Source organism: Saccharopolyspora sp. NFXS83 (assembly GCF_026241095.1).
Lineage (GTDB): Bacteria > Actinomycetota > Actinomycetes > Mycobacteriales > Pseudonocardiaceae > Saccharopolyspora_C.
The window spans coordinates 49,163-69,550 of record NZ_JAPFGB010000016.1 but is presented as its reverse complement, the minus strand read 5'-3'; the positions used below and the strand labels follow the sequence as shown (position 1 = coordinate 69,550).

Annotated in this window: 19 protein-coding genes and 1 riboswitch; of the genes, 8 read left to right on the top strand and 11 right to left on the bottom strand. The window is 70.8% G+C overall.

The window, feature by feature from the left end; genetic code table 11:
- Positions 1-289 precede the first annotated feature (289 nt).
- Genes glcF through OOZ19_RS18425 form a run of 3 tightly spaced genes read right to left on the bottom strand, consistent with a single transcriptional unit; the run spans position 290 to position 4,367 of the window.
- A complete protein-coding gene (gene glcF / locus OOZ19_RS18435) occupies positions 290-1,621 on the bottom strand; it encodes a glycolate oxidase subunit GlcF (protein ID WP_266091360.1) in 1,332 nt (443 codons plus the stop codon).
- Positions 1,621-2,877, bottom strand: a complete 1,257-nt coding sequence (locus OOZ19_RS18430) for an FAD-binding oxidoreductase (RefSeq protein ID WP_266091359.1) — start codon at positions 2,875-2,877, stop codon at positions 1,621-1,623. Before OOZ19_RS18430 ends, glcF begins: the two co-directional genes overlap by 1 nt.
- Positions 2,877-4,367 carry an FAD-linked oxidase C-terminal domain-containing protein gene (locus tag OOZ19_RS18425; protein WP_266091358.1) on the bottom strand — a complete coding sequence of 497 codons (1,491 nt, stop codon included), beginning with the start codon at positions 4,365-4,367 and terminating at the stop codon, positions 2,877-2,879. Before OOZ19_RS18425 ends, OOZ19_RS18430 begins: the two co-directional genes overlap by 1 nt.
- Before the next feature lie 239 nt (positions 4,368-4,606).
- Between OOZ19_RS18425 and OOZ19_RS18420 the strand changes: the two genes are divergently transcribed.
- Complete coding sequence (locus OOZ19_RS18420) at positions 4,607-5,131, top strand: YbaB/EbfC family nucleoid-associated protein (protein ID WP_266091357.1); 525 nt, start codon at positions 4,607-4,609, stop codon at positions 5,129-5,131.
- 14 nt (positions 5,132-5,145) lie between these two features.
- Here the strand turns inward: OOZ19_RS18420 and OOZ19_RS18415 are convergent, their stop codons facing one another.
- From OOZ19_RS18415 to OOZ19_RS18400, 4 genes are all read right to left on the bottom strand, one after another.
- Positions 5,146-6,024 (bottom strand): oxygenase MpaB family protein, encoded by an 879-nt coding sequence (locus OOZ19_RS18415; RefSeq protein ID WP_266091356.1) that lies wholly within the window; start codon positions 6,022-6,024, stop codon positions 5,146-5,148.
- A gap of 29 nt (positions 6,025-6,053) precedes the next feature.
- Positions 6,054-7,214, bottom strand: coding sequence for an alkaline phosphatase family protein (locus OOZ19_RS18410; protein ID WP_266091355.1), 1,161 nt, complete (start codon positions 7,212-7,214; stop codon positions 6,054-6,056).
- 18 nt (positions 7,215-7,232) lie between these two features.
- Positions 7,233-8,375: an acyl-CoA dehydrogenase family protein gene (locus OOZ19_RS18405; RefSeq protein ID WP_266091354.1), complete on the bottom strand. Its 1,143-nt coding sequence runs from the start codon at positions 8,373-8,375 to the stop codon at positions 7,233-7,235.
- A gap of 78 nt (positions 8,376-8,453) precedes the next feature.
- Entirely contained in the window at positions 8,454-9,584 is a 1,131-nt protein-coding gene (locus OOZ19_RS18400) for a CaiB/BaiF CoA transferase family protein (RefSeq protein WP_266091353.1), read from the bottom strand.
- 108 nt (positions 9,585-9,692) lie between these two features.
- Here OOZ19_RS18400 and OOZ19_RS18395 point away from each other — a divergent pair, with 108 nt between their 5' ends.
- The 5 genes from OOZ19_RS18395 (at position 9,693) to OOZ19_RS18375 (ending at position 14,047) form a co-directional block, all read left to right on the top strand.
- A complete protein-coding gene (locus OOZ19_RS18395; protein ID WP_266091352.1) occupies positions 9,693-10,412 on the top strand; it encodes a MerR family transcriptional regulator in 720 nt (239 codons plus the stop codon).
- Between the two features lie 341 nt (positions 10,413-10,753).
- Positions 10,754-12,451 carry an AMP-dependent synthetase/ligase gene (locus OOZ19_RS18390; RefSeq protein ID WP_266091351.1) on the top strand — a complete coding sequence of 566 codons (1,698 nt, stop codon included), beginning with the start codon at positions 10,754-10,756 and terminating at the stop codon, positions 12,449-12,451.
- Positions 12,452-12,803: 352 nt separating this feature from the next.
- A complete protein-coding gene (locus tag OOZ19_RS18385; protein WP_266091350.1) occupies positions 12,804-13,202 on the top strand; it encodes an SSI family serine proteinase inhibitor in 399 nt (132 codons plus the stop codon).
- A 111-nt stretch (positions 13,203-13,313) separates the two neighbouring features.
- The gene (locus tag OOZ19_RS18380) at positions 13,314-13,712 is read left to right on the top strand and encodes a YidH family protein (protein WP_266091349.1); all 399 of its coding nucleotides are present in this window, start codon (positions 13,314-13,316) and stop codon (positions 13,710-13,712) included.
- Positions 13,713-13,750: 38 nt separating this feature from the next.
- A complete protein-coding gene (locus OOZ19_RS18375) occupies positions 13,751-14,047 on the top strand; it encodes a DUF202 domain-containing protein (RefSeq protein ID WP_266091348.1) in 297 nt (98 codons plus the stop codon).
- A 52-nt stretch (positions 14,048-14,099) separates the two neighbouring features.
- On the opposite strand, the gene OOZ19_RS18370 is transcribed toward OOZ19_RS18375, so the two are convergent.
- The 4 genes from OOZ19_RS18370 to gcvH form a co-directional block, all read right to left on the bottom strand.
- A complete protein-coding gene (locus OOZ19_RS18370) occupies positions 14,100-14,519 on the bottom strand; it encodes an organic hydroperoxide resistance protein (protein WP_266091347.1) in 420 nt (139 codons plus the stop codon).
- A 1-nt stretch (position 14,520) separates the two neighbouring features.
- Positions 14,521-15,039 carry a MarR family winged helix-turn-helix transcriptional regulator gene (locus tag OOZ19_RS18365; RefSeq protein ID WP_266091346.1) on the bottom strand — a complete coding sequence of 173 codons (519 nt, stop codon included), beginning with the start codon at positions 15,037-15,039 and terminating at the stop codon, positions 14,521-14,523.
- 265 nt (positions 15,040-15,304) lie between these two features.
- On the bottom strand, positions 15,305-16,657 hold the full coding sequence (locus OOZ19_RS18360; protein ID WP_266091345.1) for an L-serine ammonia-lyase: 1,353 nt from the start codon (positions 16,655-16,657) through the stop codon (positions 15,305-15,307).
- Positions 16,658-16,680: 23 nt separating this feature from the next.
- The gene (gene gcvH / locus OOZ19_RS18355; protein WP_266091344.1) at positions 16,681-17,055 is read right to left on the bottom strand and encodes a glycine cleavage system protein GcvH; all 375 of its coding nucleotides are present in this window, start codon (positions 17,053-17,055) and stop codon (positions 16,681-16,683) included.
- 139 nt (positions 17,056-17,194) lie between these two features.
- Positions 17,195-17,287, bottom strand: a riboswitch (glycine riboswitch).
- Positions 17,288-17,496: 209 nt separating this feature from the next.
- On the opposite strand from gcvH, the gene OOZ19_RS18350 reads away from it, so the two are divergent.
- Together OOZ19_RS18350 and ald are read left to right on the top strand one after the other, a co-directional pair.
- Positions 17,497-18,960 (top strand): glycoside hydrolase family 30 protein, encoded by a 1,464-nt coding sequence (locus OOZ19_RS18350; protein ID WP_266091343.1) that lies wholly within the window; start codon positions 17,497-17,499, stop codon positions 18,958-18,960.
- A 151-nt stretch (positions 18,961-19,111) separates the two neighbouring features.
- Positions 19,112-20,227, top strand: a complete 1,116-nt coding sequence (gene ald / locus OOZ19_RS18345) for an alanine dehydrogenase (RefSeq protein ID WP_266091342.1) — start codon at positions 19,112-19,114, stop codon at positions 20,225-20,227.
- The last annotated feature ends 161 nt before the right edge of the window (positions 20,228-20,388 follow it).

The following is a 20,388-nucleotide window of genomic DNA, read 5'->3' as shown; positions in this document are numbered from 1 at the left end:
GTCCCCACTGGACTCTCGACCGCTACCGGCCCGTCCAGAGGCGACGTCGATCGGCGAGCAGGCCGGGACGCGTCCGGCCTTGGCTGCGAGGAAGGGAACCTTCCTGTCATCTATGCGAGCAAGGGAACCTTTCTGTCACCTCTGCGACGGAGGGGCCTCCGCTCGACCGGCGTCTCGTCGGGTGCGCGGCGAGCAAGGGAACCTTCCTGTCACCTTCGTGAGGAGGGGAACCTTTCTGCCATCCGGGCCGCCGGTCGGCGTGGTGGAAGGGAACCTTCCTGTCACGGACTCAGCTGTGCAGCAGGGTTGCCACTGATTCGCCGCGGATCGAGGCGTCGAGCACTTGCACGGTGTGGGCCATCGGCAGCGCCTCGCCGCGTCGTTCCAGCGCGGCGCGGATCTGCATGGAGCAGCCGGGGTTGGCGGTGACGAGCAGGTCGGCGCGGGTGTCCTGGACGTGGGCGGCTTTGCGGTCGCCGAGTTCTCGGGCGGCTTCGGGTTGCAGGAGGTTGTAGATCCCGGCCGAGCCGCAGCACAGTTCGCCGCGGTTGATCTCGCGGAGTTCGATGCCGGGGATGTCGCGGAGCAGGTCCCGCGGCTGGGAGCGGATGCCTTGGCCGTGGCTGAGGTGGCAGGCGTCGTGGTAGGCGATGGCCGCGGGCAGCGGGTGCCGGGTGGCGGCGGGGCCGAGTTCGGTGAGCAGTTCGGCGATGTCGCGCACCTTGGCGGCGAACCGTTCGGCTTTGGCGGCGTAGTGCGGGTCGTCGCGCAGCAGCTGCGGGTATTCCTTGAGGGTGGATCCGCACCCCGCCGAGTTGATCACGATGTGGTCCACGCGGGACTCGTCGAAGGTGTCGAGCAGTGCCCGCGCGAACGCCACGGCCTCTTCTTCGCGGCCGGAGTGTTCGCTGAGGGCGCCGCAGCATCCTTGCGCGGGCGGGATGACGACGTCGCAGCCTTCGGCGGCGAGCACGCGGGCGGTGGCGGCGTTGACGTCGGGGAAGAAGGCGCTCTGCACGCAGCCGGTGATCATGCCGACGGTGGCGCGGCGGGTTCCCCGGGCGGGCACCCGGTGGCCGAGCCGGGGTTCCCGGTTGATCGGCGGCGCGAGCGATTCCATGGCGCGCAGGTGCGGCGGCAGCGCGGCGGTGATGCCGGTGCGCCGCATCAGCTCGCCGAGGCGGAGGCGCTGGTAGAGGGCGAGCGGCCCGCGCATCGCGCGGAGCCTGCGCGGATAGGGGAACACCGTGAAGATCGCGGTGCGCAGCAGCTTCTCCCACCGGCTCCGGGTGTGGTTGCGCTCGATCTGGGCGCGGGTCTCGTTGATGAGGGTGCCGTAGCGCACGCCGGAGGGGCAGGCGCTGACGCAGGCCATGCAGCCGAGGCAGGCGTCCATGTGACCGACCATGGTGTCGGTCATGGGTTCGCCTTCGAGCCCTTCCTTCATGAGGTAGATCCGCCCGCGCGGCGAGTCCATCTCTTCACCCCACAGGTCGTAGGTGGGGCAGCTGGGCAGGCAGAATCCGCAGTGGACGCAGTCGTCGATGAGTTCGCGCTGCGGCGGGTGCACCGCGTCGAACGCGCCGGTGCGCAGCAGGTCGTGCGGTGGGGTGTCGGTCATCAGATTCCTCCCGCGAAACGGCCGGGGGCGAGTCGGTGTCCGGGGTCGAACCGGTCTTTGATCCGCCGCATCAGGCTGCTGATTCCGGCGGGTTGCGGTCCCCACGGGTCGAGGGCGTCGCGCACGGTGGCGGTTCCGCGTTGCAGCACGGCGTAGTCGAGCCGGCCGCGCAGCGCGGCGACGAGGTCGGCGACGGCGCGGGGGTCGTCGGCGGCGGGCAGTCCGGCGTGGAGCACGCCGAGACCGGCGGCCCCGCGCAGCGCGGGTGACAGCCCGGTGTCGGTGGCGGCGCGGTCGGTGGCGGTCAGCAGCGTGGTCAGCGCGGCGGGTTCGGCGCCGAGCCGCAGCGCGTTGTCCGAGGGCCCGAACGGGTGTTGCCCCCACCAGTCGGGTGCGCGGTCGTGGACGGTGCCGCCGACGTCGCGGGCGAGCGCTTCGGCGCGTTCGTGGGTGGCGGCGGGGCGGCCTTCGAGCTGCGCGCTCACGGTGATGGCGCCGCCGGGTTCGGGGCGGTCGAGTTCGATGGCGGTGGGCATCGCCTGGCAGTGCCGGTAGGTGTCGACGATGGTGGCCGCGTCGGCGGCGGTGTCGACGGTGCTGCTGATCCAGCGGTGTTCGGCGGCGATCGGGTGCAGCCGGAACACCACTTCGGTGATCACGCCGAGGGTGCCGAACGATCCGGTGTAGAGCTTGCCGAGGTCGTAGCCAGCGACGTTCTTGACGACTTTGCCGCCGGAGGTCGTCACGGTGCCGTCGGCGAGCACCACGGTGATGCCGATGAGCAGGTCGCGCACGCCGCCGAAGAAGTACCGGCCGGGGCCGGAGGTCGCGGTGGCCACGACGCCGCCCGCGGTGGCGGCGCGGTCCGGCGGGTCGATGGGCAGTTGCTGGTCCGCTTCGGCGGCGGTGTCGTGCAGGGTGGCCAGCGGGGTTCCGGCTCGGGCGCTGAGCACCAGGTCGCCCGCGGCGTGTTCGACGATCCCGCTGTTGGCGGAGAGGTCCAGCAGCAGGTCCGCGGAGCGCGGCGCGGCGCCCCAGTCGAGTTTGCTGCCGGATCCGCGTGGCACGACGGTGAGTTCGTGTTCGGCGGCGGCGCGCAGGATCGCCGACACCTCGTCGGTGCCGGAGGCCGCGGCGACCCACGTGGGCCGGACGCCCGCTACCTCGTCCGCCGCGGTCGCGTCGCGGATCTCGCCGGTGCCCGCCGCGGACTCCAGCGCGGCGCGCGCGGCGGGGTTGGTGGTGTTCGCGGGCATCAGAACTGGTCCGCCAATCCTGCTTCGGTGAGCGGGTGCACGCCGCGGCGCGGTCCGGGCACTTCGCCGCAGAGCCGCGGCGTCGGGAACACCTTGCCGGGGTTGCAGATCCCGGCCGGGTCGAACGCGCACCGCACGAGTTGCATGGTGTCGAGGTCGTCGTCGGTGAACATCCGGCCCATGTACTTGACCTTGTCGGCGCCGACGCCGTGTTCACCGGTGATGGAGCCGCCGTGTTCGATGCACAGGTCGAGGATCGCTCCGGAGACCGCTTCGGCGCGTTCCGCCGCGCCCTGCTCGGCGTCGTCGAACAGCACCAGGGGGTGCAGGTTGCCGTCTCCGGCGTGGAAGACGTTGGCGACGCGGACCCCGGAGTCGGCGGAGAGCCGCGCGATGCGGCCGAGCACTTCGGGCAGCGCGGTCCGCGGGATCACCCCGTCCTGCACGATGTAGTCGGGGCTGATGCGGCCGACGGCGGCGAACGCGGATTTGCGGCCCTTCCAGATCATGGCGCGTTCGTGGTCGTCGGCGGCGACGCGGATTTCGAAGGCGCCGTGCTCGTCGCAGTGCCGCCGCACTTCGGCGAAGGTGTGCTCGACTTCGGCTGCGGGGCCGTCGAGTTCGACGACGAGGACCGCGCCCGCGCCGTCCGGGTATCCGCAGTGGACGGCTTGCTCCGCGGCTTCGATGGCGAGCGCGTCCATCATCTCGATGGCGGCGGGCGTGACGCCGGCGCTGATGATGGCGGAGACGGCGGCTCCCGCGTCGTCGGTGGAGGCGAATCCGGCGAGCAGGGTCTGCACGACTTCGGGTTTGCGCAGCAACCGCACGGTGATCCGGGTGACGACGCCGAGCGTGCCTTCGCTGCCGATGAACGCGCCGAGCAGGTCGTAGCCGGGTGCTTCTCGCGCGGGGCCGCCGAGTTCGACGAGATCGCCGTCGGGGGTCACGACCTGCAACCCGAGGATGTGGTGGGTGGTGAATCCGTACTTGAGGCAGTGCGCGCCACCGGAGTTCTCGGCGACGTTGCCGCCGACGGAGCACACCTGCTGGCTCGACGGGTCGGGCGCGAAGTAGTAGCCGTGCGGCGCGGCGGCGCCGGTGACGTCGAGGTTGATCACGCCGGGTTCGACGACGGCGCGCTGGTTGGCGACGTCCACCTCCAGGATGCGGCGCATCTTCGAGGTCACGATGAGCACGCCTTCGGAGTGCGGCAGCGCCCCGCCGGACAGGCCGGTGCCGGAGCCGCGCGCGACGAAGGGCACCTGCTGTTCGGCGCAGGCCGCGACGACGTGCTGGACCTGCTCGGTGCTCTCCGGCAGGACGACCAGGGCGGGCACCACCCGGTAGCTGGCCAGCCCGTCGCATTCGTAGGTGCGGCGCCGTTGCGGGTCGGTGATCACCGAGTTCTCCGGGAGCACGTCGCGGATGCGGCGCACCAACCGGTCGAGGTCGGCGCCGGGGACCGCGGTGATGCCGGTCGGGGACATGGGCACGCCTCCTCAGTACCGAGGATTTCGCTATGCGGAATTGCCGTTCCGAACATCGGGAACCTTAGGCGGATCGACGCATAGATACAAGAGGTCGACAAGGCCTCCCGCTCCCCCTATTGTGCCTCGCGCCACTGTGATCGACACTGCGCACGACGGCCGAATCAGAGGAACTCGCCCAGTGATCGGACCGCACTGGCTACGCTCCCTGAAAACATTCGGATCTGGGGAGATTTTTCATGTCCAGTGCTCAGCAGCGCATCCAGGAGATGCTGGCCCGCTTCGAGGAGCAGGCGACCGCCGCGGCACAGCTCAAGGACAAGATGGGTGCGATCCGCGGCGAGGCGCGCAGCCAGGACGGCGCGGTCACGGTGGCCGTCGCCCCTTCCGGAGCCGTCCTCGACCTGCGCCTGAGCCAGCAGGCGATGCGCCAGTCCCACACCGCCCTGCAGCAGGCCATCATGCAGACGATCCGGCAAGCCACCCAGCAGGCCGCGGAGACGATGAACGCCACCGTGGAACCGGTGCTGGGCGACCGCGCCGAGCAGTTCCGCGAGGCCTACAACGCCCACGGCGCCCAGCCCCCGGCAGGCCTGGACGACCAGCCCGCGGCCCGCCCGGAACCGCCCGCCGCACCGCCGCGCGCGGAAACCCCGCCCGCCGCGGGGAATCGCCCCTCCTCGAACGCTCCGAGCACCCCGCCCACCCGCCGCGGCCAGGACTGGGACGACGAGGACTTCTCCCGCGACTCGTTCCTGCGCTGAACCCCGCTGCGCGCCTACGCCGCTCCCAGCGCCGCGACGGCAGTGGCCGACGGGTACACCGGTTCGCCGAGGCGTTCCACGGCGCGCAGCACGTGATCGGCGGGGAAGCGCCAGCGGATCGCGCCCGGCACCGCTAGACCCGTCGCGCGCGCGGCCCGCAGCCCCGCCGTCACCGCGGCGCGCGGGAACGCAGGCCGGCCGTAGATCCGCCGCGCCCAACCGGGCAGCAGCGAGTAGGCGAGGTGCCCCACCGGCCGGTAGGTCAGGTTCACCCCGGCCCGCCACCACTCGGGGAACGGCCGGTGCAGGAAGCGGTAGATCAGCTCGGCGTCCTCGGTCCGCGCGAGCACCGGGCGCATCCGGGCGAAGTAAGCCGCCATCTCCCGCCGGGAACCGGGCACGGTCGCCGGGTCGAGGCCGACGAGCCCAGCGGAGCGGCGCTGCTCGTCGAAGTACCGGTCGAGCAGCACATCGGTGAGCGGGAACCCGCCGCGCCGCACCACGGCGGCGAACGAGGCGACCTCGGCGCAGTGCACCCACCGCAGCAGTTCCGGCTCGTCGAGCCGGATCGGTGCTCCATCGCGGGGGTCGGTGGCGGTGAGGATCGAGTGCACGTGCCGCACCCGCGACGCGGCCCGGTCCACCTCGGCGCGGCCACCGTAGGTGGCGAGGCCGACGAACGCGCTGGTGCGCCGCAGCCTGCCGAGCGGGTCGCGCTGGAAGTCGGAGTTCTGCACGACTCCCGCGACCGCGCGCGGGTGCAGCGCCTGCAGGTACAGGCTGCAGATCCCGGCCGCCCACATGGCCGGATCGCCGTGCAGGTGCCAGCTCACCGCGTCCGGACCGAAATGGCCCCGATCCGGGGTGTCGAACGTGTTCTCGCCGGTCATCATCGACCTCCGTCGCCGTCACACCACCGCGATCATCCTTGCGCCACGAGCAAGGGGACGAACTGTTCGGCCGCGGTGAGCGAGCCGTGGTGCCCGCGCAGCGAGGACTCCCCCGGTTCCACCGCGGAGCGGATCACCGCCGTATCGCGCAGCACCGCCAGCACCTCACCGATGCGCGGGCGCACCGAGTCGGTCACGACCGGGCCGAACCAGCCTTCGTCGACGGCCTGCTCGCCGGTCACCACCGCGCCGCGCTCCCCCAGCACCGCGCGCCACGCCTGCAGCACGTCGTCGCGAGCACCGGGTTCGGGGTAGATGTGGCGGGCGCGAGCGTCGCCGCCGAGCAGCCGGACACCGGCGCTCAGCGCGGGGTCGGTGTCGGCGTCGAACGTGTCGGCCGGGTCGATGGTGACCATGCCGTGGTCGGCGACGACCAGCAGTGCGGAGTCGCCGGGCAGCCGCTGCGCTATCGAAGCCACCAGCCGGTCCACCTGGGCGAGCTGGATCCGCCACGGCAGCGAACCGGGTCCGTGTCCGTGTCCGACGAGGTCGAGGTGGCCGTGGTAGGCGTAGCACAGCGCGGGGCCGGGTTCGGCCAACGCGGTGAGCACTTCCGCGCCGAGGTCGCCGAGCGCGTGCACCCCGCGGAATTCGCCGCCGCGCAGGGCCGCCCTGGTCAGCCCGGTGCCGCCGAACTCCGCGGGCGCCACCGATCGCACCTGGACACCCGCGTCGGCGGCGCGTTGCAGCATCGTCGGTTCGGGCTGCGCGGTCTCCGGTGGCCACGCGTCGAGCAGGCTGCGCCGCTTCCCGCGCGCGTCGCGGGCGGTGCCGTGGGTGGCCCAGGCCAGCGGGTGCAGCAGGCCGCCGGACGGTTCGGCGAAGGTGTAGCCGACGATGCCGTGCGCCCCGGAGGCCAAGCCGGTGCCGAGCGAGGTGATGCTGGTGGCCGTCGTCGTCGGGAACCCGGCCAGCAGCGGCTCGCGGGTCGCCAACGAGGCCAGGAACGGCGCGTCGGCGGCGTGCTCGTGGAGCAGCGACCAGCCGAGCCCGTCGACGAGCAGCACCGCCGCCGCACGGCATCGCGGGATCCCGAGGGTGTCGGTGAATCCCGCGATGCCGAGGGCGGCGAGCGTCGAGGGCAGCACGTCGGACAGCGCACGGTCCGCGCCGGGAGTGACCATCCAGTCCATGCCGCACCTCTCGTGACGTCAGATCCCCAGCGAGCGCCCCACGATCTCCTTCATGATCTCGGTGGTGCCGCCGTAGATGGTCTGCACCCGCGAGTCCAGGAAGGCCTTCGCGACCGGGTACTCCATCATGTAGCCGTAGCCGCCGTGCAGCTGCAGGCAGCGGTCCACGACGCGCTTGTTCATCTCGGTGAGCCACCACTTGGCCATGGCGGCGTGCTCCACGCTCAGTTCACCGCGAACGTGGTCGGCGACGCAACGGTCGGTGAACACGCGGCCGATCTGCACCTCGGTGGCCATCTCCGCCAGCTCGAAGCGGGTGTTCTGGAACTTGCCGATGGGGCGGCCGAACGCGGTGCGGTCCCGGCAGTACTGCTTGGTGATCTCCAGGACCTTCTCGGCGCTGGCGATCGCGGCGACGGCGATGGACAGCCGTTCCTGCGGCAGGTTCTGCATCAGGTAGATGAAGCCCTGGCCCTCTTCACCGAGCAGGTTGGTCGCGGGGACCCGCACGTCGTTGAAGTACAGCTCCGCGGTGTCCTGCGACTTCTGGCCGATCTTGTCCAGGTTGCGACCGCGCTCGAAGCCCTCCATGCCGCGCTCCACCACCAGCAGGCTGATGCCCTGGGCGCCCGCGTCGGGATCGGTGCGGGCCGCGACGATCACCAGGTCGGCGTTGATGCCGTTGGAGATGAACGTCTTCTGCCCGTTGAGGACGTAGTGGTCGCCGTCGCGGACCGCCGTGGTGCGCATGCCCTGCAGGTCGCTGCCCGCACCCGGCTCGGTCATGGCGATCGCGGTGATGATCTCGCCGGAGCAGAAGCCGGGCAGCCAGCGCTTCTTCTGCTCCTCGGTGCCCAGCCGCGTCAGGTACGGGAGGTTGATGTCGGTGTGCACCGGCGAGCCGAACCCGCTGATCCCGGCGTTGACCAGCTCCTCGTCGATCACGACGTTGAACCGGAAGTCGTCGACGCCGCCACCGCCGTACTCCTCGTCGACGGCGATGCCCAGCAGGCCCTGCTTCCCGGCGGCCACCCACGCCTCGCGGCTGACCACGCCCGCCGCTTCCCATTCTTCCTGGTGGGGCAGCAGTTCCTTGGCGATGAACGCCTTCGCGGTCTCGCGGAACGCCTCGTGCTCCGCCTCGAACAGTTCCCTGCGCATCTCAGGTTCACGCTTCCTTTCAACAGCCCGTGCAGAACGTTTCGTCGTGGTCTTGTCAGCGGCGAAGCCCGAACTCGCTCACGCCTCGTGGATCGCTCCGGAGGCCAGCAGGTCGGCTGCGCCGGACACCTGCCAGTCCGCCAGCACCGCGGCGTCCGGCACGGCGACCGGGCGCGGCGGTGAACTCGGGGTGCGGGAGAAGCGCGGAGCGGGAGCGGGTTGCAGCACGCCGTCCGGGCTCGGCAACGTGCCGCGGGCACGGATGTGCGGGTGGTCCTGGGCTTCGGTCATCGACAGCACCGGTGCGACGCAGGCGTCCGATCCGTCGAACACCTCCGTCCACTCGGCGCGGGTGCGCCGGGCGAAGACCTCCGCGAGCCGTTCGCGCAGCGCTGGCCAGTTCGCCGGGTCGTCGCGGTCCGGGGCCTCCTCGGCCAGGTCGAGGCGGGCGAGCAGCTCCGCGTAGAACTGCGGTTCCAGCGCGCCGACCGCCATGTACTCGCCGTCGGAGGTCTCGTACACGTCGTAGTACGGGGCGCCGGTGTCGAGCATGTTCGTGCCGCGCTCGGTGTTCCACACGCCCGCAGCGTGGAAGCCGAACAGCATCGACCCCAGGTGCGCCGCACCGTCCACGATGGACGCGTCGACGACCTGGCCCTGCCCGCTGGTGCGCGCCTGCAGCACCGCGGCCAGCACGCCGACGGCCAGGTACATCGCACCGCCGCCGAAGTCGCCGAGCAGGTTCGCCGGGATCTGCGGGGGCCCGCCCTTGCGGCCGATGGCGTGCAGCATGCCGCTCAACGCGATGTAGCCGACGTCGTGTCCCGCGGTCAACGCCAGCGGCCCGTCCTGGCCCCAGCCGGTCATCCGGCCGAACACCAGCTTCGGGTTGACCTCCCAGCACTGCTCCGGGCCCACCCCGAGCCGTTCGGCGACGCCTGGGCGGAAACCTTCGATCAGCACGTCGGCCTGCTCCACCAGCGCCAGCACCGTCGCCGGGCCGCGCTCGTGCTTGAGGTTCACCGACACCGCGCGCTTGCCGCGATCCAGCAGGTCGTGCTCGTTCGGCCCGCCACCGGGCCGCCCCACGCGCACCACGTCCGCGCCCAGGTCGGCCAGCAGCATGCCGCAGAACGGAGCCGGCCCGATGCCCGCCAGCTCCACCACTCGCACGCCCGCCAACGGACCGCCGTTGCCTTCTGCCGTCACGCCTGCACCTCTCCGCCAGCGGCTGCACGCCACGCACGACACCGTGTCGCGACGCAATTAGTGTTACATCGTTGGTGTCACAGCGGTCAAGGAGTAAGCTCCCCGACCATGCTCCGAACCGCGGACGAAGAGCTCACCATCGACGAATTGGCCGCCCGCGCCGGCGTCACCGTGCGCACCGTTCGCTTCTACGCGTCCCGAGGCCTGCTCCCGCCGCCCAGGCTGCGCGGCCGGCTCGGCCTCTACGGCGGCGATCACCTCGCGCGGCTCGACCTCATCCGGGAACTGCAAGCGCTCGGGTTCACCCTCTCCGCCATCGAGCGCCACCTCGAACGGATTCCCGACGACGCCACCCCCGAAGACCTCGCCCTGCAGCGCGCCCTGCTCGCGCCGTGGACCAGCGACCAGAGCGAGGACCTCACCCGGCACGAGCTGAGCCAGCGCGCCGGCCGCCAGCTCGACGACGAACTGGTCCACCAGCTCGTCGCCCTCGGCGTCCTGCAGGGCCTCGACGAGGAACTCACCAGGGTGCGACTGCCCAACACCGCGATGCTCGGCGTCGGCCTGCAAATACTCGACCTGGGGCTGCCCCTCGAGATGCTGTTGCAGGCGAAAGGGATCGTCGAGCAGCACACCACGCAGATCGCCGTCGAGCTGCGGGAGCTGTTCGCCGCCAACGTGCTGCGCCCCTACGTCGAACGAGGCCGCCCCGACGACGAGCGGGAACGCGTCCGCGTCGCCACCGACCAGCTGCGGCCCCTGACCATCCAAGTGCTCGTCAACGGATTCCAGAACGCCGTCAACGACGTCATCCGCGACCACGTCTGACCCCTCCGCGAGCAAGGGAACCTTCCTGTCACCGGTGCGGAGAAGGGAACCTTCCTGCCACGGTCGTGAGATCCCTCCGGCCATGAGGGACTCACGGCGCGCGGCAACTCCGGACGTCGCGACGCCGTCGTCACCCGAAGCGAGGGCCGCACGACCCGAACGAGCGAAACGGCTCCCCTGACAGCCGAACGCGGCTCCCGATCGCGAACCCAGGGCGAACTGGCGGCGAGCGCACCGCACCCGTCCGCCTACTGGCCAAATCGGCCCTTCGTGCGGTTTCATCGGCGAGGTCACCGTGACTCATGTCACGAAGGTGGCCGCCTCGTGAGTGGAGGAGCCACATGAGCACACCCGCGGAGACTGCGGTGCAGGCGCCGACCGCGACCATTCCGCACCTGTTCAGCCGCAACGCCATCGAGCACCGCGACCATCCGGCGCTGACCGCCGACGGCCGCACCTGGACCTGGTACGAGGCCGCCGAAGCCGTGCACGACCTCGCGGCCGGGTTCGCCGACCTCGGCCTGCAAGCCGGCCAGACCGTGGTGCTGATGATGTCCAACAGCGCCGAGCAGTGGCTGGCCGACGTGGCCGTCACCCACCTCGGAGCGGTGCCGATCGCGGTGCACCCCGCGTTGAACTCCCGAGAAGTACGCGACGTCAGCAAGCACAGCCGCGCGCACATCGCCGTGCTGAGCAACGCCCACCACGTGCGGCGCTGGTCTGCGGCGCTGCGCGAACCGGACTCGCTCAGCCACGTCATCGCCGTCGACCACGATGCGATCCCCGAGGAGGACGACCGCTTCCTCACCTGGCGGACCTTGCGCGACCGCGGCGCACGGCACCTGCGCCGGGATCCGTCGATCGTGGACCGGCACGCCGCGAACGTCACCCCCGACTCCCCGGCCACCGTGCTCTACTCCCCCGACGCGATCGGCGTGCAGCGCGCGGTCGTGCTCACCCACCGCAACGTGCTCGCCGCCGCCTCCGCCCGGCAGCGGGTCACCGGCGTACCGCCGCACACCAGCACGCTCTGCTACCTGCCGATGGCGCACATCTCCGAACGCGCGGGCAACCTCTACAGCGCGATCCACGACGTCACCCACGTCCACTTCTGCAACGGCATCACGCAGGCCATCCGGCAACTGCCCGTGGTGCGCCCGCACACCTTCTTCGGGGTGCCGAGGATGTGGGAGAAGCTCGCCGCGATCGCCCGCGCGCTCCCTGCTCCGCACAACGCGGCCGAGAAGCAGGAAGTCCTCAGCGGACTAGGACTGGACGGCACCGTGTGGGGAGCCAGCGGGGCCGCCGCGATCGGCCGCGACGTCCTCGACCTGTTCGCAGGACTCGGCTTCCACATCTTCGAGACCTGGGGATCGACCGAAACGAGCGGCTGGGCCACCACCAACCGGCCCGGCGCCGTCCGCTTCGGCACCGTCGGCAAGTCGCTGCCCGACGTCGAGCTCCGCACCGACGAGGACGGCGAAGTGCTGGTCCGCGGCCCCCTCGTCTGCGCCGGGCACCTGCAAGAAGACGGGCTGATCCGAGTGGCCACCGACGCCGACGGCTGGCTGCGCACCGGAGACGTCGGCGGCGTCGAGGACGGCTACCTCACCGTCACCGACCGCAAGAGCGAGCTCATCGTCAGCTCCCACGGGGAGAGCGTCGCGCCCAGCGTCGTGGAGCACGCCTTGCGCTCGCACCCGCTGATCGGCCACGCGCTCGCCTTCGGCGAGGGGCGACCGCACGTCGTCGCGCTGCTCGTGCTCGACGAGGACGCCGCGCCCGAATGGGCCCGCGCGCGCGGGATCTCCGCGACCGGCCTGGCCGAGCTGGCCCGGCATCCCGACGTCGTGGCCGAAGTGGACCGCGCGGTGGAAGCGGCCAACGCCGCGCTGGGCCAGTCCGGCCAGGTGCTCGCCCACCGCCTGCTCGACCGCCAGTGGGGTGCCGAGGGCGGCGAGCTCAGCCCGGCGCTGAAGTTGCGCCGCCGCGTCATCCACGACAAGTACGCCGACACCCTCGAATCCCTCTACGACTGATCCACCGACTCCGCGAGGAAGGGAACCTTCCTGTCACCGGCGCCGGGCGCGTTCCCCTCCGAGCGAGCAAGGGAACCTTTCTGCCACCGGTGCGAGGAAGGGAACCTTCCTGTCATCCGTCGCCGCGCGCCCCGTGCGGCGTTCCTCGCCTGGGCGCTCATCACCCCAAACACAACACTCACTTTGGGGTGAATGAGCCAACCGAGAAGCCTGGGATAGATCACTCGAGAGTCACCTGACTCCACGATCGCGAACCACGATCTGGTGATCTTCGGTCGCGGATGCGGAAATCGGCGGGGTGCTGCCGATAAATCTGTGCGGAACCTTCCTCAACCCCTTGGAGCGCACAGACATGTCCCGCACCCGGTTCTTCCGCGGCCTTCTGCTCGCGGCGATGGCAGCCCTCCTGCTCACCCCGGCGATGGCGAACGCCACCGCGACGACGAGCCACCTGACGCTCACGATCGCGAGCAAGAACCGCGCCGAGGAGCCGCGCACCGTGCAGCTGCGGTGCGAGCCGACGGGCGGCACGCACCCGAGGGCCGCCGAGGCCTGCGAGAGCCTGCTCGCCGCGGGGGGCAACTTCGATCAGATCGGCCAGGCCCAGACCGGCGCGCAGTGCACGATGGTGCTCCGGCCGGTGGTGGCCAGCGCGCACGGCACCTGGCAGGGCAAGCCGGTGCACTTCGACAAGGAATTCGGCAACAGCTGCCAGGCGACCTCGCACTTGGGCACCGTCTTCGACTTCTGAGGCCCGCCACCGGACACCGGCTCTCGCACTGCGGGGGCCGGTGTCCGCGTGGAGCAGTGCGCGCGCGCACTCCGCCGCAGCTCGTTGCGCCGGTCGCACTACGGTGGCCGCATGGCTTCCGAGAACGACGACCCTGCCTGTAGGCGCTGGCCACATCGGATCTACGGGGTCGGCGACGAACCCGACCCCCGTTTCACGCTCGCCAACGAACGAACGTTCCTGGCGTGGATCCGGACCGCCCTGGCGCTGATGGCCGCGGGAGTCGGCGTCGAGGCCCTGAACGCCGCGGCGGGCACCGGCTCCGATCCGCTGCGCACCTCGTTGGCCGTGCTCCTGCTGCTGGCGGGCGTCGTGTGCAGCGTGGCGGCGTTCGGCCGGTGGATGACCATGGAGCGGGCGCTGCGCACGAACTCCCCCCTGCCACCGCCGAAGCTGGCGCCGATCCTCGGGTTCGGCCTGGGCGTCATCGGGCTCGGCGCGCTCGCGCTGCTGCTGATCAGCGGGTTCTGAGGATGCCGGACGAACGGCAGGGTCCGTGGGATCCCGGCTTGCAGATCGAACGCACGACGCTCGCCTGGTTGCGCACCGGGCTGACGTTCGTCGTGGGCTTGATGGTGCTGCTCCGGTTGCTGGTGCACCGCAGCGCCGTGGCCGCCGCGGTGTGCGCCGCGGTGGCGATCCCGCTCGCGGTCGCGATCACAATGCTGTCGTGGAGCAGGCATCGACAGGCGGAGCGCCGGTTGCGCGCCGAGGCCCCGTTGCCGGACGGCGCGCTGCACGCTTCGCTCACCGCGCTGGCGGTGCTGGCCGGGTTGATCGGAACGGTGTACGTGCTGCTGATGTGACCGTGCCGCGCCAGGCCTCGACGGCCCGGCGCGGCACGACCGGTTCACGTCGTCAGGCCACCGCGAGATCGATCTGCACGTTGCCGCGGATGGCGTTCGAGTACGGGCACACCGAGTCGGCCTGCTCGGTCAGCTGCTGCGCCTGCTCGCGGTCGATGCCAGGCAGGCTCACCGACAGGGTGACGCTCAGGCCGTAGCCGCCCGAACCGTTGCTGCCGATGCCGACCTGGGCGGTCACCGAGGAGTCGGCGATGTCGGCCTTCGCCTTGCGCGCCACCAGCTGCAGCGCGCTGTGGAAGCACGCGGCGTAGCCGGCGGCGAACAGCTGCTCGGGATTCGTGGAGTCCCCACCCGGGCCGCCCATCTCGCGCGGCACCGCGAGGTCCAGGTCGAGCACACCGTCGGAGGACCGGGTGCGTCCGCCCCTGCCCTCGCCGGTCGCGGTCGCCTCGGCCGTGTACAGCGCTGCCATCTCAGTCTCCTTCTGTCGTGGTCCCGCGCAGGAGCTCGTCGGTGATGGGAATGCCCGCCGCCACCGCGGACCGCGCCCGCTCCGCGGCCTCGTCCACGTTCGCCGTGAGCCGTTCGAGCGTCGAGCGCAGTTCGCGCACTTCGTCGAGTCCCATGCCGCTGGCGGCGAGGACTCGACGCGGAACGGCCGCCGCCCGCTGCTGTAGTTCGCGGCCGTCGTCGGTCAGCCCGACCTCGACGGACCGCTCATCCCGAGCGCTGCGCCGCCGCGCGACCAGGCCACCGGCTTCGAGCCGCTTCACCAACGGCGACAGGGTCCCGGAATCGAGCCGGAGCGTCGCCCCGAGGTCCTTGACCGCCAGTGAATCCCGTTCCCAGAGCACCAGCATCACGAGGTACTGCGGGTAGGTCAGCCCCAGCTCGTCGAGGAACGGCCGATACAGGTTGGTGAACGAGCGCGATGCGCTGTAGAGCGCGAAGCACACCTGCCGATCCAGCGACAGCACCGAGTCCGAACTCATCCCGCCTCCTGCACGAGATCGACACTAACCCTGATTTAGGTTGCCCGCAACTAAGTTGCACACAATCTAATGCGAGGAAGGGAACCTTCCTGTCATCCAGCGCCGACACGTGCTCCTCCGACCCGGGCACGAACGACGACCGAGTCGGCACCTCACCACACCGGCCACCACGGCGAGCGCGGGATGAAGCAGACCCTGACAGGAAGGTTCCCTTCCTCGCCCTGCCCGCGCGGAGTCGATCGGCGCTTCGGGCAGGGCGGCGGGATCAGCACTCGATGACGTTGACGGCGAGGCCGCCGCGAGCGGTCTCCTTGTACTTGGCCTTCATGTCGCGGCCGGTGTCGCGCATGGTCTTGATGACCTTGTCGAGCGAGACGACGTGGCTGCCGTTCCCGCGCAGCGCCATCCGCGCGGCGGTGACCGCCTTGACCGAGGCGACGGCGTTGCGCTCGATGCACGGAATCTGCACCAGGCCACCGATCGGATCGCAGGTGAGCCCGAGGTTGTGCTCCATCGCGATCTCAGCGGCGTTCTCCACCTGCCACGGCGTCGCACCGAGCGCCTCGGCGAGCCCGGCCGCCGCCATCGAGCACGCCGAGCCGACCTCGCCCTGACACCCGACCTCGGCACCGGAGATCGAGGCGTTCTCCTTGAACAGCACGCCGATCGCCCCTGCCGCCAGCAGGAACCGGATCACGCCGTCCTCGCCGGCACCGGGAACGAAGCGCACGTAGTAGTGCAGCACCGCGGGAACGATGCCCGCGGCCCCGTTCGTGGGCGCGGTGACGACACGACCGCCTGCCGCGTTCTCCTCGTTGACCGCGAGGGCGAACAGGGTGAGCCACTCCATCGGGTCGTCCTGCTCGGTGAGGCTCGCCTGCAGCGCCGCGGCGCGCCGGTTCACCTTCAACCCGCCCGGCAGCACGCCGTCATTGCCGCACCCGTTGTCGACGCATTCGCGCATCACGCCCCAGATGTGCAGCAGCTGAGCGCGGACGTCCGCCGCGGAACGCCACGACAGCTCGTTCTCGAACATGACGTCGCTGATCCGCGATCCCGAAGCGGCCACCCTGGCGAGCAGTTCCTCCCCGGTGCGGAACGGGTGCCGGACCGCGGTCTCGTCCGGTTTGATCCGGTCGGCCCCGGTGGCGCCGTCGTCGACCACGAAACCGCCGCCGACGGAGTAGAACACCGCGGCGCGCAGCTCACCCGAGGCACCGAACGCGGTGAACCGCATGCCGTTGGGATGCAGCGGCAGCGATTTCCGCCGGTGCATCACGAGGTCGCGATCGACGGAGAAGGCGATGTCGTGCTCGCCCGCCAGCGACAGCCGGCCACCGGTGCGGACCGCATCCACCCGGTGTTCGACCGCGGCGGGCTCCACCGTCTCCGGATCGTGCCCTTCGAGCCCGAGCAGCACCGCTTTCGGGCTGCCATGACCATGCCCGGTCGCTCCGAGCGAACCGAACAGCTCGGCTTTCACCCTGGTGACCTCACCGAGCAGACCCTCGGTGCGCAGACGTGCCGTGAACATCCCGGCCGCCCGCATCGGGCCGACGGTGTGCGAACTCGACGGCCCGATGCCCACTGAGAAGAGGTCGAAGACGCTGATCGTCACAGATCCGTCCCCCTCAGCCCGGCTTACTCACCACCGGTCAACTGGGCGTATTGCTGCGCTGTGAGCACAGCACCGGTCTGCTCGGCACGCACTTCGAGCAGCCAGCCCTCGCCGAACGGGTCCCCGTTGACCACCGCGGGGTCGTCGGCCGCCGCGTCGTTGACCGCCACGACTTCGCCGGTCACGGGCGCGTACAGGTCGCTGACCGATTTCGTCGATTCCAGCTCGCCGCAGGTCTGGCCCGATTCGATCCGCTCGCCCACCTCGGGGAGCTGCACGTACACGATGTCGCCGAGCGCTTCGGCCGCGAAGGGCGTGATGCCGATGCGGACCAGGTCACCGCGGTCCTCGATCCACTCGTGTTCCTCGGTGTAGCGCAGCTGCTCGGGCAGGGACATGGAGGCTCCTCACCATCGTGGGCACAGGTGTGCCCGGTTCGTGGGCCTCCCCCTCTGTTGCGGAACCTGAGAGCTTCACCGCGTCGTGCGCGATTTGCACCGTGGGTGCGGCGCCGGAGCGCGCGCTTTCCAGAGTCGCCTCGCCCGAGCGGTCATGGGTGCCTGAGAGTTTGCAGGGAGTGTTTGCTCCTTCGGCGCCCCGTCGGTGCGAGGTCTCTCCCGCCCGGGATCTGCGGCATATGCGGTTGTGGACGTGCCCAGCAACGATAAACGGGCACCCGTCGGTGTCAATGCCCCCTCGCTCCGGATCACACGGATCGAGCGAGGAAGGGAACCTTCCTGTCACCGGTGACAGGAAGGTTCCCTTCCTCGCCTCGCGGAGCGCGGGGTTGCGACCGAATGGAGCTACCCGGAGGAGATTGGTTGGACCACCCTGGGCGGATGTCGGATCACAGGACACGAGGCGGGGTCGAGGCGCCTCGCCGCGGGCGGGCCGCCGCCATGGTGCTCTCCGCGATCACGCTCAGCACCGGTCTGGTGCTCGCTCCGCCGGCGCACGCGGCCCCGGCGGTGGGAATCTGGCTGACCACGAAGGACGGCCAGAGCAAGCTCGCGCGCCAGCCCGACGCGGAGTTCGGCTCGGGTGGCGGGAACGAGACGATCACGGTCGATCCCGGGACGACGTACCAGGCCGTCGACGGGTTCGGGGCGGCGCTGACCGACTCGTCGGCTTGGCTGGTGAACAACTCCCCGCGGCGCGACGAGATCATGTCCCGGCTGTTCGACGCGGAATCCGGAATCGGCCTGACCGCGTTGCGGCAGGTCGTCGGCGCCTCGGACTTCGCGCGCTCGACCTACAGCTACGACGACGTGCCCGCCGGTGAGAGCGACTACGAGCTGGCGAAGTTCTCGATCGCTCACGACGAGGCCGACATCCTCCCGCTGCTCCGACGGGCCGGGGAACTGGCTCCGGAGCTGAACGTGGTGGCGACGCCGTGGAGCGCGCCCGCGTGGATGAAGTCCAACGGCTCCATGGTCGGCGGGGAACTTCCGGCGCACAACTACCAGGTCTTCGCCGACTACCTGGTCCGCTTCGTGCAGGCTTACGAGCAGGCCGGGGTCCCGATCGATTCGCTGACTCCGCAGAACGAACCGTTGAACGATCCGCCTTCGTACCCGGGCAGCCCGATGTCTCCGGACGCCCAGGCCGCGTTCATCGGCAACGACCTCGGGCCGAAGCTCGACGCCGCTGGCCTGGACACGAAGATCCTCGCCTACGACCACAACTGGGACGACACCGATTACCCGAACCACGTGCTCGGCGATGCCAACGCCGCGCGATACGTGGACGGAGCCGCTTTCCACTGCTACGGCGGCACGCCGGACGCGCAGAGCGCGGTGCACGACGCGCATCCGGACGCCGAGATCCACCTCACCGAATGCTCCGGCACCGAGTCCGAGGATCCGGCGGCGACCTTCGGCGACACGCTGACCTGGCAGGCGAGCAACCTGATCATCGGCGGCACCCGCAACTGGGCCCGCAGCGTCGTGCTGTGGAACCTGGCGCTGGACCCGGCGCACGGCCCGGTCATGGACGGCGCGTGCTCCGACTGCACCGGAGTGACCACCGTCAACAACGCCACCGGCGAGGTGGACTACAACGCCGAGTACTACGCGCTCGGGCACGCCAGCAAGTTCGTGCGCCCCGGAGCGGTCCGGATCGGCTCGAACGAGCTCGACGGGGTGCAGAACGTCGCGTTCCGCAACCCGGACGGTTCCACCGCGCTGATCGCGCTCAACCCCGGCGGCGCCGAACGCCCGATCACCGTGTCCTGGCAGGGCCAGGAGTTCGACCACACGCTCCCCGCAGGCGGCCTCGCCACCTTCACCTGGCCCCCGGCCTGACTCCGGATCGGGTGCGAGGAAGGGAACCTTCCTGTCACCGGTGGCAGAAAGGTTCCCTTCCTCGCACCCGCGGCAGGCGTGCAGGGGCGCGGGGAGCGGGTCGTGGGCGGATGATGCGGGAGGAGCTCCAGGCGACGGGGAGGTGGACCGGGTGAAGGTCGCAGTGCCGCGGGAGATCAAGAACCACGAGTACCGGGTGGCCTGCACCCCGGCAGGGGTGCACGAACTGCGGGCGCACGGGCACGAGGTGTTCGTGGAGGTGAGCGCCGGGGCCGGCTCGTCGATCCCCGACGAGGAGTACGTCGCGGCGGGCGCGACGATCGTCCCCACGGCCGACGAGGCATGGGCGGCGGGCGAACTCGTGCTGAAGGTGAAGGAACCGATCCCGGAGGAGTTCCCCCGCTTGCGGGCGGGCCAGGTCCTGTTCACCTACCTGCACTTGGCGGCGTCGGCGGATCTGACGAACGAGCTGCTGCGCGCCGAGGTCACGGGGCTCGCCTACGAGACGGTGCAAACCTCGATCGGCGGGCTGCCGCTGCTGGCACCGATGAGCGAGGTCGCCGGGCGGCTGGCTCCGCAGGTGGGCGCGTACGCGCTGCTGCGCCCGCACGGGGGTCGCGGGGTGCTTCCCGGTGGTGTTCCGGGAGTGCCGCCGGCGCGCGTGGTGGTCATCGGCGGTGGTGTGGCGGGGCTGAACGCGGCGAGCGTGGCGCTGGGCATGGGCGCCGACGTGGAACTGCTGGACACCAACGTGGACAAGCTGCGGGAGATCGACCGCGATTACCGCGGCACCATCCGCACGGTGGCCTCGAACCGGTACGCCGTGGAGACGGCGGTGCGCTCGGCGGACCTGGTGATCGGCGCGGTCCTGATCCCCGGCGCGAAAGCGCCGAAGCTGGTGTCGAACGAGTTGGTGGCGCAGCTGAAGCCGGGCAGCGTGCTGGTGGACATCGCGATCGATCAGGGCGGCTGCTTCGCCGATTCGCGCCCCACGACGCACGACGATCCGACGTACCGGGTGCACGAGTCGGTGTTCTACTGCGTGGCGAACATGCCCGGGGCGGTGCCGAACACCTCGACGCACGCGTTGACGAACGTGACCTTGCCGTACGTGCTGCGCATCGCCGATCACGGCTGGCGGAAGGCGTGCCGGTCGGATCCGGCGCTCGCGGCGGGGTTGAACACGCACGGCGGCCTGCTGGTGAGCGATGCGGTGGCGCGGGCGCACGGCCTGCCGAGCACGAGTCCCGGCACGGTGCTGGTGTAGGAACGACCCGATCGCGCGATCGCTGCGCCACACACGCGGGCGTGGCGGTCGCACCCGCGGAACTTCACTCGTCGAGGGGAACGGCGCCCCGAGCGACGTGAAGGGCAGCCTGCTCAACCGGCCTGGGGGTCACCGGGAGCAGGCTGCCGATACCCAGTGTA

Coding starts and splice junctions, on each gene's coding strand:
- glcF (WP_266091360.1), bottom strand. CDS start 1,621: ATGACCGACACCCCACCGCACGACCTGCTGCGCACCGGCGCGTTCGAC.
- OOZ19_RS18430 (WP_266091359.1), bottom strand. CDS start 2,877: ATGCCCGCGAACACCACCAACCCCGCCGCGCGCGCCGCGCTGGAGTCC.
- OOZ19_RS18425 (WP_266091358.1), bottom strand. CDS start 4,367: ATGTCCCCGACCGGCATCACCGCGGTCCCCGGCGCCGACCTCGACCGG.
- OOZ19_RS18420 (WP_266091357.1), top strand. CDS start 4,607: ATGTCCAGTGCTCAGCAGCGCATCCAGGAGATGCTGGCCCGCTTCGAG.
- OOZ19_RS18415 (WP_266091356.1), bottom strand. CDS start 6,024: ATGATGACCGGCGAGAACACGTTCGACACCCCGGATCGGGGCCATTTC.
- OOZ19_RS18410 (WP_266091355.1), bottom strand. CDS start 7,214: ATGGACTGGATGGTCACTCCCGGCGCGGACCGTGCGCTGTCCGACGTG.
- OOZ19_RS18405 (WP_266091354.1), bottom strand. CDS start 8,375: ATGCGCAGGGAACTGTTCGAGGCGGAGCACGAGGCGTTCCGCGAGACC.
- OOZ19_RS18395 (WP_266091352.1), top strand. CDS start 9,693: ATGCTCCGAACCGCGGACGAAGAGCTCACCATCGACGAATTGGCCGCC.
- OOZ19_RS18390 (WP_266091351.1), top strand. CDS start 10,754: ATGAGCACACCCGCGGAGACTGCGGTGCAGGCGCCGACCGCGACCATT.
- OOZ19_RS18385 (WP_266091350.1), top strand. CDS start 12,804: ATGTCCCGCACCCGGTTCTTCCGCGGCCTTCTGCTCGCGGCGATGGCA.
- OOZ19_RS18380 (WP_266091349.1), top strand. CDS start 13,314: ATGGCTTCCGAGAACGACGACCCTGCCTGTAGGCGCTGGCCACATCGG.
- OOZ19_RS18370 (WP_266091347.1), bottom strand. CDS start 14,519: ATGGCAGCGCTGTACACGGCCGAGGCGACCGCGACCGGCGAGGGCAGG.
- OOZ19_RS18365 (WP_266091346.1), bottom strand. CDS start 15,039: ATGAGTTCGGACTCGGTGCTGTCGCTGGATCGGCAGGTGTGCTTCGCG.
- gcvH (WP_266091344.1), bottom strand. CDS start 17,055: ATGTCCCTGCCCGAGCAGCTGCGCTACACCGAGGAACACGAGTGGATC.
- OOZ19_RS18350 (WP_266091343.1), top strand. CDS start 17,497: ATGTCGGATCACAGGACACGAGGCGGGGTCGAGGCGCCTCGCCGCGGG.